The sequence below is a fragment of the Prodigiosinella aquatilis genome, from assembly GCA_030388725.1.
GTDB classification, from domain to species: Bacteria; Pseudomonadota; Gammaproteobacteria; order Enterobacterales; family Enterobacteriaceae; genus Prodigiosinella; species Prodigiosinella aquatilis.
The window spans coordinates 4,650,442-4,666,294 of sequence record CP128857.1; the positions used below are offsets into that span (position 1 = coordinate 4,650,442).

Below are 15,853 nucleotides of genomic sequence, written 5' to 3' on the forward strand. Positions count from 1 at the left end.
ATGCCAAGTTCTTCTTCGCTTTATGCGGCTATTGATTTAGGTTCCAACAGCTTTCACATGTTGGTGGTGCGTGAAGTCGCTGGCAGTGTGCAGACAATGTCTCGCATTAAACGTAAAGTTAGGCTGGCAACAGGACTGGACGCACAAAACTGCCTCTCACTGGAAGCAATGCAACGTGGCTGGGCATGTTTGAAACTGTTCTCAGAACGCCTGCAGGATATTCCGCCCGAACAGGTGCGGGTAGTGGCTACAGCGACCTTAAGGCTTGCCGTCAACGCTGACGAGTTTTTGCAGCAGGCCCGACATATCCTGGGACTACCTATTCAGGTTATCAGTGGTGAAGAAGAAGCCAGGCTGATTTATCAAGGTGTTGCCCACACGACTGGCGGACCGGAACAGCGGCTGGTTGTTGATATCGGCGGTGGTAGTACCGAACTGGCGACCGGCACGGGTTCTCGCACCACTCAGCTATTCAGTTTGCCGATGGGTTGCGTTACCTGGCTTGAACGCTACTTCGGCGATCGTAATCTCGGTTCAGATAATTTTGCACATGCCGAACAGGCAGCAAGAGTGATGCTGCATCCGATAAAAGATGCCTTACGACAACAAGGCTGGCAAATCTGTGTCGGCGCTTCAGGCACGGTTCAGGCGCTACAGGAAATCATGGTGGCCCAGGGTATGGATGAGTACATTACCCTGGACAAGCTCCAACAGTTGAAACAGCGCGCTATTCAATGCAACAAACTTGAAGAACTGGAAATTGAAGGGCTGACGCTGGAACGTGCCTTGGTTTTCCCCAGCGGTCTTTCCATCTTGTTGGCCATTTTTCAGGAACTAGAAATCAGTACCATGACGCTGGCCGGAGGTGCACTGCGCGAAGGACTAGTCTACGGTATGCTGCATTTCCCCGTCGATCAGGACATTCGCCACCGGACCTTGCATAATCTGCAACGCCGTTATTTGCTGGATGCCGAACAGGCTAAGCGCGTCAGTCTGCTGGCAGATAGTTTCGCACAACAGGTGGCGCTTGACTGGCAGCTGGATAATCGATGTCGGGAGTTACTGCAAAGCGCCTGCCTGGTACATGAAATTGGACTTAGTATCGACTTTCGCCAGGCTCCACAACACGCCGCTTATCTGGTTAGCCATAGTGATTTGCCCGGCTTCACCCCGGCCCAAAAGAAGTTACTGGCCACTTTACTGAATAATCAAAGTAACCCACTGGATCCCATACCGTTAACCCAACAGAATGCATTGCCAGTGTTACAGGCACAACGGCTTTGCCGTCTGTTACGATTGGCAATTATTTTCGCCAGTCGACGCCGTGACGATACATTACCGAACGTCAGTCTGCGAGTGGAAGGAGAGACACTGCGGGTTACTCTACCGGCGGGATGGCTATCCCAACACCCGTTGCGGGCAGAAACATTGGAGCAGGAACGGTTATGGCAAAGCTATGTCCACTGGACGTTGATCGTGGAAGAAAATCCCGCCTGAGATAACCACAGATAGCGATATGCTATCTCTGCTGATAACACTCGGTGATAATATTCGAACCGATAAAGATCTCCCCATAAGCCCACACCGCACTATTTCTGGTGCGGTCACACCGCATCGTCGCTCATTATCATGATCCTGGTTTGTCAACATTCTCAAGAATCATTACCGTTTTTTTGATTTATACACACCGATTTGTGATCCCGCACCGAGTAAGAGCAAAAGCACTAGATGTATTTTACAAAACGTCATTCTTATTAAAGTAAAATTATGTTTCACACCTATCATATTTCAAGTTGCAGATGCGTTGGCCATACTGACTCACCCGAATCACTTACCTGAGTCAACTCATCAAGATGTTTCTGCTTGCCATCTTTCCGTAATTTAAGATCTATTGGATATATAAAAATAACCGGATGAAAAAAACCACTTTAGCTGATTAATGATAAGGAACGAACGAGAATGAACAAGCATCTTTTCTCCCTTCCTGGAACTTGCAGAATATCCGTCATGTCGCTTCTGCTAGCGGCAACCATCATGGCTACAACATCATTCGCGGCCGTTCCCTCCCCGCAAGCGCCACAGCAACTGAAGGTACCCACGCTAGCTTATGACGACCACAGTATCGTACTGGTTTGGGATACCCCCGAAGATACATCGGCGATTGTCGACTACCAGATTTACCAGAATGGCCGATTGATTGGGCTGGCCAGCCAGAATAGCGATGAACACTCGCCTTCCAAACCCTATATCAATGCATTTTACGCCAACGATAAAACCAATTTTCATCATAAAATTGTAATACAAAACGCAAAGATTGAGGGTCTGAAGGCTGACACCCAATACCGGTTTACCGTTCGAGCTGTCTATAATAATGGCTCTACATCAAGCGATAGTAACGTAGTCATTGCCAAGACGACCACTGTGCCGCCGATAGTTAATATCACCCAATATGGTGCCAAAGCAGACGGGGAAACCATTAATACTACGGCTATCCAGAAAGCCATTAATGCCTGTCCGCCTGGCTGCCGGCTTGATGTTCCCGCTGGGGTATTTAAAACTGGCGCACTATGGCTGAAAAGCGACATGACGCTGAATCTGATGGCCGGAGCCACACTGTTAGGCTCGGATAACCCATCCGACTACCCTGACGCCTACCAGCTTTACAGTTATTCATCTCAGAAACGTCCGGCATCACTGATCAACGCAATTGACAAGAACAGCGCCAAACCCGGCACCTTCAAAAACATCAGAATTGTCGGTCAGGGCGTAATCGACGGAAATGGCTGGAAATTCGCTACCACCGGGGAAATCAAAGATGAAGCAGGGAATATGTTGCCGCAGTATATGAAAGGCAACAACATCACCGTCGAACAGGATGGTATTCTGGCCATGAATCAAGTGAAGAGAGCGATAGGAAGCGGTATCAGCGCCAAAATCGCGTATAGCCAGTATCGTTCCAGCCTGATAACCCTGAGAGGCGTAGAAAACGTCTATTTGTCAGGTATTACCATCCGCAACCCGGCGTTCCACGGCATCATGTTCATGGAAAATCGTAACGTAGTGGTTAATGGCGTCACACACCAGACATACAACATTAACAACGGCGACGGTATCGAATTTGGCAATAGTCAGAACATGATGGTGTTTAACAGTGTGTTTGATACCGGGGATGACAGCATTAACTTCGCGGCGGGTATGGGAGCAAAAGCGCAACATCAAGAACCAACCCAACATGCCTGGATATTCAACAACTACTTCCGTCATGGGCATGGCGCGGTGGTGATGGGGAGCCATACTGGCGCCTGGATTGAAGATATTCTGGCGGAAAACAATATCATGAACATGACAGATATTGGTTTGCGTGCGAAAAGCGCCACAGCCATCGGCGGCGGTGCCCGTAACGTGACATTCCGCAATAACGCCATGAAAAACCTCTCCAAACAGGCTGTGATAGTGACACTGAATTACAGTGACACAAATGGCTCCATTGACTATGAACCAGCGGCCACGCCGGCACATTTTTACAATTTTACGGTGAAAAACGTGACTGTTCAGAACTCCACCGGTAACAAGCCAGCCATTGAAATTGCCGGTGACAGTAAACACGGCGTTTGGCACAGCCAGTTGAATTTCAGTGATATGAAACTGGACAAAGTGATGCCGACGTCCATTAGTGATCTTAAAGATAGCCACTTCAATCATCTGGTCTTCACCAACCTGTTGAGCGGCAGCACACCGTGGAAGTTCGGAACGGTAAAAAATGTCAGCGTAGACGGCAAAATCGTTACACACTGATAGTGCTTCGTCGCAAGAAAAAACCCGGGTGGCAGTTAGTGCTGCCCGGTTTCACGTCCAGGAGAGATATTTATGGATGCACATGCCCGTCAGGATCAGCTTTTTTCCCTGGCTTTCGCCAACTGTGCTCGCAAATTTTCCAGATGATTCTGCCCTTTCTGCATCCTCTCCTGCGGGCTTACCACTTTGCGTTCCGTTTCCCAGATAACATCATCCTGTGGAAGTTCTAGTAGGAAACGACTTGGATCCGGACGAACCAGCTCGCCGTACTGCCGACGCTCCCGACACAAGGTAAATGTCAGTTCCCGTTGAGCACGGGTGATACCGACATAAGCGAGGCGCCGCTCCTCATCCACATTGTCTTCATCGATACTGGTCTGATGCGGTAACAATCCTTCTTCCATACCGACCAAAAACACATAAGGGAACTCCAATCCTTTTGACGCGTGCAATGTCATCAACTGAACCTGATCCAGATCTTCCTCATTTTCAGCGCGTTCCATCATATCCCGTAACGTAAAACGGGTAACAACCTGAGTTAACGTCATCGGCTCATCCAGATCGTCGCCTTTCAGCATTTCCGTCATCCAGCTAAATAATTGGTTAACGTTTTTCATGCGCATTTCAGCGGCTTTCGGGCTGGGAGAGGTTTCATGCAACCAACTCTCGTAACCCAGGCCATGAATCAGGTCACGCACTGCCATTACAGGCTCTTGTTCTGCCAAACGGGCGATCTCCGCCATCCACTGAGTAAAACGCTGTAACGATTCCAAACCACGACCGGTCAACACTTGGCTCAGCCCGAAATCAAAGCTGGCGCTGAACAGACTGCGATTACGCTGATTCGCCCACTCGCCCAACTTTTGCAGCGTCGCCGGCCCTATTTCCCGCTTCGGCGTATTTACAATGCGTAAAAAGGCGCTGTCATCATCCGGATTGGTCAATACTCGCAGATAGGCCAGCAGATCCTTGATTTCCGGACGAGAGAAAAAGGACGTTCCACCAGAAATCTTGTAAGGAATGCGGTTTTGCATCAGCATCTTCTCGAACAGACGTGACTGATGGTTGCCGCGATACAAAACCGCATAATCGCCGTACTGGGTTTTGTTGATAAAATGATGGGCAATCAACTCCCCAACGACCCGCTCTGCTTCATGATCCTCGTTATTGGCCGTGATGATTTTCAGTTCGCTGCCGTAGCCCAGCTCGGAATACAGTCGTTTATCAAACACATGAGGATTATTGGCGATAAGAATATTTGCCGCTTTCAGAATACGACCGGATGAACGGTAATTCTGCTCCAGCTTGATAACCTGTAATTGCGGAAAATCCGTCTGTAACAACACCAGATTCTGTGGCCGCGCCCCGCGCCATGAGTAAATCGACTGGTCATCATCCCCCACCACGGTAAACCGCGCCCGGCTTCCCACCAGCAATTTCACCAACTCATACTGGCTGGTATTGGTGTCCTGATATTCATCCACCAGCAGGTAACGCAGGCGGTTCTGCCAACGCTCACGGACGTCTTCATTACGCTTGAACAACAAGGTAGGTAACAGGATCAAGTCGTCAAAATCCAGGACGTTACAAGCACGCAGATGCTCGGTATACAACCGGTAGCAATGGGCAAATAGCTTATCCCGCTCAGAACTGGCCCGCGCCATCGCCAGAGCAGGGTCAACAAGATCGTTTTTCCAGTTGGAAATGGTGGAAATCAACTGCTGTAACAGCGTCTTATCATTCTCCAGCCAGGTTTCCGTCAGCTCTTTCAGCAACGCCATCTGGTCCTGATCGTCAAATAACGAAAAATTGGACTTCATTTCCAGCGCAGTATATTCCCGTTTGATGATTTCCAGCCCCAGGGTATGGAATGTGGAGATCATCAGACCACGGGCTTCTTTACGTCCCAATGTCTGCGCGACACGCGCTTTCATTTCCCGAGCCGCTTTGTTGGTAAAGGTCACAGCAGCGATATGTCGCGCTTGATAGCCGCACACCCGTATCAAATGCGCTATCTTTTGAGTAATAACGCGCGTTTTGCCAGAACCCGCCCCGGCCAGCACCAAACAAGGGCCGGTAACGAATTCAACAGCATGTTGTTGGCTGGGGTTTAAACGCATGGTTCATCTTGCTCACTGATCAAACGAAAGGCGATTGTAGCAAAAGTCAGGGCAGTCTTGTTCGGCTGATTCTGGTGTTGGAATGCGCTCTGCATTTCCATTTTATGACCGTGCAATGTTACATTGCGCGCCAGTTTTTCTATCAAAAGGTACTCAACATGGCAAATACAGCAGCAGCGTTGCATATTCTGGTCGATACGGAACAACAGGCAAACGACATTCTGGATCAGTTGGAAAAAGGAGCAGATTTTCAGCAGATGGCACAGAAATTCTCAACTTGCCCATCCAAACGTAGCGGCGGAGATCTGGGCGAGTTCCGCCAAGGCGACATGGTTCCGGCATTTGATAAAGCCGTATTTTCCGGTGAACTACTCAAGCCATTCGGCCCGGTGAAAACCCAGTTCGGCTATCACATCATCAAAGTGTTGTATCGGAATTAAAGGGAAATAACCGGCTGTCGCCCCTGTTACCGGGAAGACAGCCGATAAACCCGTGTTATCCAATTGTCATCAGGCTGGCATTCCCACCCGCTGCCGCTGTATTCACACTCAAGGCACGTTCATACACAAGCCGTTCCAGCAGAATGTTGGTTTCACCCTGGGCCAGCCCCTGCACCGAAACAATTGCCCCTTCCCGCTGAGCAATCTGCTCGCTCAATACCCGCAGTTGATCCGCATCGCCGTGATAGATCACGGCGTCGAAGGCAATATCTCCAGCCTGCCAGTCAACACTCTGTTGAATACGTTCCTGCACTACCACGGGTAAACGGCGATACAGTTCGCGCAATGATGGTGTGTCGGGCCACAGAACCTGACTTCCTACCGCCAGTACGGCGGCCAGTTGCAACAGTACATCGTCATCATTATCTGCCAGACACAGCACCCGCTCACGGGGCTGTAACGCATAAGTATTACGTTCGCCCGTCGGCCCGGACAACAACCGCACGGTTCCGCCCAATCCCAATTCGGCATAACGCTGACAACACTGCGCCAAATGACGATAATTTTCCGCTATCGCCCAGGCTTCCAGCGCCTGATGTGCTGTTAATAAGGCGTCTCGATGAGTGGCGTCAATCGGTTGTTCGCTATCCTGTCGCATCAGTCCTTGCATCACCGCGTCATCAGGGCGTTGTGACAGCAGCCGGTATAGATACAACGGCCCCCCGGCCTTTGGTCCCGTACCGGAAAGTCCCTCGCCACCAAACGGTTGTACACCAACCACCGCGCCCACCATATTGCGGTTAACGTAGAGATTACCGACTTTTGCTGTGGCCGTTACCCGAGCAATAGTTTCATCAATACGGGTATGCAACCCCAACGTCAGGCCGTAACCGGCCGCATTTATCTGGTTGATAAGCTGGTCCAGATCCTGGCGTTGATAACGTACAACATGCAAAACCGGACCAAACACTTCTTTTTTCAGCTCATCAAAACTGTCCAGTTCAATCAGCGTCGGTGGGATAAAATGTCCTCGGGCCCATTCATGTTCATCCTGGGAGTGGGAGTATGCCGCCTGAAAGACTTTACGCCCCTTGGCGCGCATCGCCTGAATATGGCGCTCAATACCCTGTTTCGCGTCCGCGTCAATCAACGGCCCAATGTCAGTCGACAGGCGTTCCGTGTTACCCATCCGGCATTGCGCCATTGCGCCACGCAGCATCTGTAATGTGTGTTCCGCCACATCCTCCTGCACACACAAGATCCTGAGCGCGGAACAACGCTGCCCGGCACTATCAAACGCAGAGGCGATAACATCGGTGACTACCTGCTCCGTCAACGCGGAAGAGTCAACAATCATCGCGTTCAGTCCGCCGGTTTCAGCAATCAATGGTGTTGGCCTTCCCTGTGGGTCAAGACGACCAGCAAGGCTGCGCTGTAAGATTGCCGCCACTTCGGTTGAACCGGTAAACATCACACCACGTACCCGGCTGTCGTTGACCAACGCCGCACCAACCGTCTCTCCCGCCCCCGGAAGCAGTTGCAGGACGCCAGTCGGGATACCCGCCTCCAGCAGTATTCGTACTGCTTGTGCCGCAATCAGCGGTGTTTGCTCCGCCGGTTTTGCCAGCACACTGTTACCTGCCGCCAGCGCGGCAGACACCTGTCCGGTAAAGATTGCCAGGGGGAAGTTCCACGGGCTGATACACACTACCGGTCCCAATGGACGGTGTGTATCATTGGCAAAGTCAGTTTTTACCTGCCCGGCGTAATAACGCAGGAAATCCACCGCTTCACGCACTTCGGCAATCGCATTGGCAAAGGTTTTACCAGCTTCACGTACCAGTAATCCCAACAAATGCTGGAGCTGACTCTCCATAATATCAGCGGCACGCGCCAGAATCGCGGCCCGCTCAACGGACGGGGTGGCAAACCAGATAGCCCCGGCATTAACGGCAGCGCTCAGCGCTTGTTCAATTTCCACACTCTGCGCTTCCCGCACATAGCCCACAATGTCTCGCGGTTCCGCCGGATTCAATACCGCCTGCGCCTCTCCGGTTTCGATTTCACCGTCAATCACAGGATCGGCATGCCATAACTGAGTAGCGCTGGTCAGTAAGGCACTGGACAACGATGCAAGACGATGCTCATTGGAAAGGTCCAGTCCACTAGAGTTGATACGTTGATCACCATAAAGCGAGCGGGGCAACGGAATACGCGGATGTGGAACGCCGACGCAGCCCTCCTTCACCGCCAACGCGTCGACCTCGCTGACCGGATCGGCGACCAATCGTTCCAACGGCAGTGTATTGTCCGCGATACGGTTCACAAATGAGGTATTAGCGCCATTCTCCAACAGACGTCGCACCAGATACGCCAGCAAGGTTTCATGCGTCCCTACTGGCGCGTAAATCCTGCATGGTCGATTCAGTTTGCCATCGGCGACCTTACCTACCACCTGCTCATACAGCGGTTCCCCCATGCCATGCAGACACTGGAACTCATACTGCCCTGGATAGTAGTTATTACCCGCCAGATGATAAATGGCACTCAATGTGTGCGCATTATGCGTCGCGAACTGTGGATAAATCAGATTCGGTACAGCAAGCAGTTTACGGGCGCAAGCCAGATAGGAAACATCGGTATACACCTTACGGGTATAGACCGGATAGCCTTCCAGACCGTCCATCTGGGCGAGTTTGATTTCACTGTCCCAGTAGGCGCCTTTGACCAGACGAACCATCAGACGGCGGCGGCTGCGTTGCGCCAGATCCACCAGCGCATCAATCACCAACGGACAACGTTTCTGATAAGCCTGAATCACAAAACCGATGCCATTCCAACCGGCGAGCTGAGGTTCAAAACAGAGGCGCTCCAGCAAATCGAGGGATATTTCCAGCCGGTCTGCCTCTTCCGCGTCAATATTAATGCCGATGTCGTACTGACGAGCCAGCAATGTTAACGATAGCAGTCGAGGATACAACTCCTCCATCACTCGTTCATGCTGCGCCCGGCAATAACGAGGATGCAGAGCAGACAGTTTGATGGAAATGCCGGGCCCTTCATAAATCCCGCGCCCATTGGAAGCTTTACCAATCGCATGAATCGCCTGCTGATAGGACAACAGATACGCCTCAGCGTCTTCCGCCGTCAGAGCGGCTTCACCGAGCATATCGTAAGAATAGCGGAAACCTTGCTCTTCCAGTTTTCTGGCGTTAGCCAACGCTTCGGCGATGGTTTCACCCGTCACGAACTGCTCACCCATCAGTCGCATGGCCATATCAACGCCTTTGCGAACCAGTGGTTCACCGCTTTTACTGATAATCCGATTCAGAGAGCCGGATAATCTGGTTTCATTATGTGTTGCCACCAGCTTGCCGGTGAACAGTAATCCCCAGGTAGCTGCATTCACGAACAGTGACGAACTGTGCCCTACATGAGATTGCCAGTTACCGGTACTGATTTTGTCGCGGATCAGTGCGTCACGGGTCGGCTTATCGGGAATTCGCAGCAGCGCTTCCGCCAAACACATCAACGCCACACCTTCTTGCGAAGAGAGGGAGAATTCCTGTAACAGGCTCTGGATCATACCGGAACGCCCATTCGTACGTTTTTGTGTCCGTAATTTTTCGGCAATCCGATATGCCATTTGATACGTAGATTGCGCGAGATCAGCAGTTAATCTCGCCTGTTCCAGTAGCATCGACACCATTTCACCTTCAGGGCGACGGTACACGGAAGTAATAGCAGCGCGAGCTACCGATTGAGGTAAGACCTGCTCGGCAAAATCCAAAAATGGCGGATGGGTTTCTTCTTCCTGAGATTTCGGCATAATCTCTTGCGTTTCAGCATGACTGGACAGGGCTAGTAACGGGATTTCGGGCATGTCAGCGCCGCTTTCGAGGCGTTCGAGATAGGTAAAAATGGCCTGCTTAATAAGCCAGTGCGGCGTGCGATCAATACGCTGTGCCGCCGCTTTAAGTCGATCACGCGTTGACTCATCGAGTTTTACGCCCATCGTGGTAGAACCCATATCCACTCCTGTGGTGAAGAAATAGATGCCGGAAAGATTGTCACTATTATACATGTTGCAACTTTGTGCAACCTTGTTAATAAAACAATCTTGCTCATTTTATCAACCTGTTAATCTGGCTGGTTTTTGCTGACACTGATATACACAACCGATGATGGGATTAGCTGTAACACCGTAGATTGTCGGATTTTTTTCATAATCCTGGCATGCTGCCTGTAATTTTATGGTGCAACCTGACAGATAAATGTGACACCGCGTGAACTTTATGTAATCCATATGTTAAATGTATTGTTAACGTCAATGCATCTCAATTAGGATAAAAATCGTTCAGCCCCGACAGGAGGTACAACTTATTGCAACCAATCCCCTTCCGAATCTGTCCCCGTTCCGGACAGAGTAACGGAATAGCCAATCGCAAGCGCATAGGGCGTGCGAGTAAATAATAATGACAATGGAGAGATAAATGACGATAAGCACACCGATGCTGGTGACCTTTCTGGTGTATATCTTCGGGATGGTTCTGATTGGATTCATCGCATACCGGGCAACCAACAACTTCGGTGACTATATTTTGGGTGGCCGTCGTATGGGGAGTCTGGTGACAGCGCTGTCTGCCGGCGCTTCCGACATGAGTGGCTGGCTGTTGATGGGGTTACCGGGAGCCGTTTTTCTTTCCGGTATATCAGAAAGCTGGATCGCCATCGGCCTGACCATCGGTGCCTACCTGAACTGGAAGTGGGTTGCCGGACGCTTACGCGTACATACCGAGATTAACCATAACTCGCTGACATTGCCCGACTACTTTACCCATCGTTTTGAAGACAAAAGCAAACTACTGCGAGTGATTTCAGCACTGGTAATTCTGATTTTTTTCACCGTTTACTGCGCCTCTGGTATTGTGGCGGGCGCCCGCCTGTTTGAAAGCACTTTTGGCATGAGTTACGGTACCGCGCTATGGCTAGGTGCGATAGCGACGATTGCCTACACTTTCATTGGTGGTTATCTGGCAGTGAGCTGGACAGACACGATTCAAGCCAGCCTGATGATTTTTGCGCTAATTCTGACGCCTGTGATGGTCATTCTGTCCGTTGGCGGTATTGATACATCACTGGCGATGATCGAAGCCAAAAGCATATCCAATATAGATATGTTCAAAGGATTAAACACCGTAGCCATCATCTCGCTGATGGGTTGGGGCTTGGGCTACTTCGGTCAACCCCACATTCTGGCCCGTTTTATGGCCGCTGACTCACACCATACCATCCATCAAGCCCGCCGTATCAGCATGACCTGGATGATCCTGTGTCTGGTGGGTGCGGTCACTGTCGGCTTCTTCGGTATTGCCTATTTCGCTGAGAACCCCGGACAAGCAGGTAACGTTTCTCAAAACAGTGAACGGGTATTTATCGATCTGGCTATGTTATTGTTTAACCCATGGATAGCAGGCATCCTTCTGGCGGCCATTCTGGCAGCAGTGATGAGCACGCTGAGCTGCCAATTACTGGTATGTTCCAGCGCAATTACGGAAGATTTATACAAACCATTCCTGCGTAAAAACGCCAGCCAGAAAGAGTTGGTATGGGTAGGCCGTTCGATGGTGCTACTGGTTGCGGTGGTCGCCATTATGCTGGCAACCAACCCGGATAATAGGGTGTTGGGACTGGTGAGCTATGCCTGGGCTGGCTTCGGTGCGGCATTTGGACCTGTCATTCTGATTTCTCTGATTTGGCCGCGGATGACCCGCAATGGCGCGCTGGCCGGCATGTTGATCGGCGCGGCTACGGTGATCCTCTGGAAACAGTACGACTGGCTGGGCCTGTATGAAATCATTCCCGGCTTCCTTTTCAGCTCTGTGGCTATTTTCCTGGTCAGCCTGATGGGGCTGGCTCCATCGACTGATATTACCGAACGATTCCATACAGCAGAGGCAGAATTCAGAGCCCACTAATCAACTCTCAATAAAAAAAGGGCACAACCTGCGTTGTGCCCTTTTTGCTATGCCATTCGGAATAATGTAATGAATTAACCTGCAACAGCGACGCGTTTCATATCAGTCATATAGCCACGCAGCTTCTTACCGATGGTTTCGATTGGATGATTGCGGATAGCTTCATTCACATCACGCAACTGGGCGTTATCCACATTAGTCGCAGCCACTGATCTGCCGATATCACCCGGTTGCAGAGAGCCCATGAATTTCTCTTTCAGCAATGGTACGGCCGCGTTGGCAAACAGGTAGTTGCCGTATTCTGCCGTATCGGAAATCACTACGTTCATTTCATACAAACGCTTACGGGCAATGGTGTTGGCAATCAACGGCAGTTCATGCAGTGATTCATAGTAAGCGGATTCTTCAATAATGCCGGCACTCACCATAGTTTCAAATGCCAGTTCTACCCCGGCCTTGGCCATTGCAATCATCAATACGCCATGATCGAAATATTCCTGCTCGGCAATTTTACCTTCGTACTGTGCCGCATTTTCAAAAGCGGTTTTACCGGTTTCTTCACGCCAGGTCAGCAATTTAACATCATCATTTGCCCAGTCCGCCATCATCCCACTGGAAAATGCGCCAGAAATGATATCGTCCATATGCTTCTGGAATAACGGTTCCATGATGGTTTTCAGTTGCTCAGACAACGCGAAAGCTCGCAGCTTGGCCGGATTCGACAGACGATCCATCATCAGGGTAATCCCGCCTTGTTTCAACGCTTCGGTAATGGTTTCCCAACCGAACTGAACCAGTTTTTCCGCATAAGTCGCGTTAACACCATCAGACACCAGCTTGTCGAAACTCAACAACGAACCCGCCTGCAACATGCCGCACAGAATAGTCTGCTCACCCATCAGGTCGGATTTTACTTCCGCCACGAAAGAGGACTCCAGCACGCCGGCACGATGACCGCCGGTTGCTGCGGCCCAGGCTTTGGCAATCGCCATACCTTCACCTTTCGGGTCGTTTTCCGGATGCACCGCAATCAGGGTCGGCACACCAAAACCACGTTTGTATTCTTCACGTACTTCTGTACCCGGACATTTCGGTGCCACCATCACCACAGTGATGTCTTTGCGCACTTGTTCACCCACTTCAACGATGTTGAAACCATGGGAGTAACCCAATGCAGCACCTTGCTTCATCAACGGCTGCACCGCCTGCACAACGGAGGTGTGCTGTTTGTCCGGCGTCAGGTTGACCACCAGATCTGCCTGCGGGATCAGTTCTTCATAAGTACCGACTTTAAAACCGTTTTCGGTGGCTTTACGCCATGATGCGCGCTTCTCGGTGATCGCCGCCTGACGCAGGGCGTAAGATATATCCAGGCCGGAATCACGCATGTTCAGGCCCTGATTCAGACCCTGAGCGCCACAGCCGACGATCACCACTTTTTTACCTTTCAGATAGCTGGCTTCATCGGCGAATTCGTCGCGGCCCATAAACCGACATTTACCCAATTGAGCCAGCTGCTGACGCAGGTTTAATGTGTTGAAATAATTAGCCATGTGGTGGTGCTCCATATCGTGTGTTATTTGCTAATGTTCAGTAAGGTTAGCCGTTTTCACAGCGCCTAGGATGTCTCCATCATATGACAGGAAACGTGTTGCTTAAATTGATATATTAACAACGTGATATTGCAAGATATGCAACGTAAAAATGAGGCTGGCATCGCATGGACTTACGAGATCTCAAATTGTTTCTGCATTTGGTGGAAAGTCGCCATTTTGGTCGTACCGCCAAGGCGATGCACATCAGCCCATCGACATTATCGCGGCAAATTCAGCGATTGGAAGAGGACATCGGTCAGTCGCTGTTTCTGCGGGATAACCGTACCGTTCAGCTCACCGATGCCGGTGAACACCTGAAAACCTTCGCTCAGCAAACACTGTTACAGTATCAACAATTACAGTTGGTGCTGGGCCAACGCGGCCAGTCACTGAGCGGTGAACTGCGGCTGTTTTGTTCAGTAACCGCCGCCTACAGCCATCTACCGCCCATTCTTGACCATTTTCGAGCCGCACATCCACTGGTGGAAATAAAACTCACCACCGGTGATGCTGCCGATGCAGTGGAAAAAGTACAGTCAAACGAAGCCGACCTCGGTATTGCCGGTCATCCGGAAACGCTGCCTGCCAGCGTAGAATTCATGCCTATCGGCAAGATCCCGCTGGTATTGATTATTCCGGCACTACCTTGCGCGGTACAGACGCAGGCACGCCAACCTGAACCAGACTGGTCACAGATTCCGTTTATCCTGCCAGAGCATGGGCCAGTGAGAAAACGGATCGATGTCTGGTTTCGCCGTCAGCATATTGCCAATCCACCAATCTATGCCACAGTATCAGGCCATGAGGCAATGGTGTCGATGGTCGCATTAGGGTGCGGTATTGCGCTAATCCCTGATGTCGTACTTGAAAATAGTCCGGAGCCGGTACGTAATCGAGTGTCAGTATTACCAGGACAGGCGATGGAACCGTTTGAACTAGGCGTTTGCGTACAGAAAAAACGGCTGAGCGAACCACTTATTGCCGCCTTCTGGGAAACCTTACAGAAAAAATAATGGGACTATCGCTTATCATGCTACTTTTGCCGTTGGCCATTTTTAGGCCGTCAGCTAAAGCGAAAGTTATCTATTTAATTATCTGATGGCTAAAACCAAGTAATCTCAACGACTGAACCATTTGTCATCCAGAAAGGCGGGGCTGACATTTGCTGGTTCAGCCGCCTTCTTCATGATTTCAATCTTCATCAGATAATGATACAGCGGCTCCAGCCGGGTAAATTCTCTTGCCAGCACCGATGCCAGCTCTCCGTCAAAAAGAGGCTCCATATCCTGTCGTGTTACCATGGCGGCAAACGACTTACGGTTATACCAGCAGGCCAGCTCAGCGGGCTGATCTTTAATCAACGGGCGTTTATAGCTTTCCCCTTCCAGCACAAACTCATCACCCAAACAGGCCGCTATATCCAAAAATCCCTGCGGATTATCCCGTAATGTCTGGCGAAACAACTCCATGGTGGTACGGCTGGCGCTGTAGTAACCCAAACCATAGCGCCAACTGTCCGGCGTGATCTCAAAGAAATAGACCGGCGCATCCGTCCAGTCTTTCTGGGTACGCTTAAAGGTCAGCCACATCCGGTCTCGATAACGGGATTTATCATGAGAAAAACGGGTATCGCGATGAATACGGGACAGGGTTTTACCTATCGTCGGGCGAGTTTCAAAATGATCGTCAATCTGTAGCATGGTAATGCTCAGTGATTCCACCAGCGCACGGAACGGCGTCAGCAGCGTCTCCTCATAGAGCGAACGATATTCCTCAAACCATTCCTTGCTGTTTTTCTGCCGTACCTGTTGCAGAAAGATCAACCCCTGCGGAGAAAAACCGCCAAAGCGTATCGTCATGATGTCATCATCCATAAACCGGGAGGAGTAAAAGAACACGCTAAACGATAGCGCGCCCGGCGGATA

The 15,853-nt window shown here is 50.6% G+C and carries 9 protein-coding genes; 5 read left to right on the forward strand and 4 right to left on the reverse strand.

Going from position 1 to position 15,853, the window contains the following annotated elements:
- Both gppA and PCO85_21680 read left to right on the forward strand, forming a co-directional pair.
- Complete coding sequence (gppA, locus tag PCO85_21675) at nucleotides 1-1,497, forward strand: guanosine-5'-triphosphate,3'-diphosphate diphosphatase (protein WJV53712.1); 1,497 nt, start codon at nucleotides 1-3, stop codon at nucleotides 1,495-1,497.
- A gap of 537 nt (nucleotides 1,498-2,034) precedes the next feature.
- Complete coding sequence (locus PCO85_21680) at nucleotides 2,035-3,795, forward strand: glycoside hydrolase family 28 protein (protein ID WJV53713.1); 1,761 nt, start codon at nucleotides 2,035-2,037, stop codon at nucleotides 3,793-3,795.
- 95 nt (nucleotides 3,796-3,890) lie between these two features.
- On the opposite strand, the gene rep is transcribed toward PCO85_21680, so the two are convergent.
- The gene (gene rep, locus PCO85_21685) at nucleotides 3,891-5,915 is read right to left on the reverse strand and encodes a DNA helicase Rep (GenBank protein WJV53714.1); all 2,025 of its coding nucleotides are present in this window, start codon (nucleotides 5,913-5,915) and stop codon (nucleotides 3,891-3,893) included.
- Nucleotides 5,916-6,073: 158 nt separating this feature from the next.
- On the opposite strand from rep, the gene ppiC reads away from it, so the two are divergent.
- The gene (ppiC, locus tag PCO85_21690; protein ID WJV53715.1) at nucleotides 6,074-6,355 is read left to right on the forward strand and encodes a peptidylprolyl isomerase PpiC; all 282 of its coding nucleotides are present in this window, start codon (nucleotides 6,074-6,076) and stop codon (nucleotides 6,353-6,355) included.
- Nucleotides 6,356-6,410: 55 nt separating this feature from the next.
- Here the strand turns inward: ppiC and putA are convergent, their stop codons facing one another.
- On the reverse strand, nucleotides 6,411-10,385 hold the full coding sequence (gene putA / locus PCO85_21695; GenBank protein ID WJV56170.1) for a trifunctional transcriptional regulator/proline dehydrogenase/L-glutamate gamma-semialdehyde dehydrogenase: 3,975 nt from the start codon (nucleotides 10,383-10,385) through the stop codon (nucleotides 6,411-6,413).
- Between the two features lie 463 nt (nucleotides 10,386-10,848).
- On the opposite strand from putA, the gene putP reads away from it, so the two are divergent.
- Nucleotides 10,849-12,333 (forward strand): sodium/proline symporter PutP, encoded by a 1,485-nt coding sequence (gene putP, locus PCO85_21700; GenBank protein ID WJV53716.1) that lies wholly within the window; start codon nucleotides 10,849-10,851, stop codon nucleotides 12,331-12,333.
- A gap of 74 nt (nucleotides 12,334-12,407) precedes the next feature.
- On the opposite strand, the gene ilvC is transcribed toward putP, so the two are convergent.
- Nucleotides 12,408-13,886: a ketol-acid reductoisomerase gene (ilvC, locus tag PCO85_21705; GenBank protein ID WJV53717.1), complete on the reverse strand. Its 1,479-nt coding sequence runs from the start codon at nucleotides 13,884-13,886 to the stop codon at nucleotides 12,408-12,410.
- Nucleotides 13,887-14,053: 167 nt separating this feature from the next.
- Here ilvC and ilvY point away from each other — a divergent pair, with 167 nt between their 5' ends.
- Nucleotides 14,054-14,941, forward strand: coding sequence for an HTH-type transcriptional activator IlvY (ilvY, locus tag PCO85_21710; protein WJV53718.1), 888 nt, complete (start codon nucleotides 14,054-14,056; stop codon nucleotides 14,939-14,941).
- Between the two features lie 105 nt (nucleotides 14,942-15,046).
- Here the strand turns inward: ilvY and PCO85_21715 are convergent, their stop codons facing one another.
- Nucleotides 15,047-15,787 (reverse strand): DUF2461 domain-containing protein, encoded by a 741-nt coding sequence (locus PCO85_21715; protein ID WJV56171.1) that lies wholly within the window; start codon nucleotides 15,785-15,787, stop codon nucleotides 15,047-15,049.
- Nucleotides 15,788-15,853 lie beyond the last annotated feature (66 nt).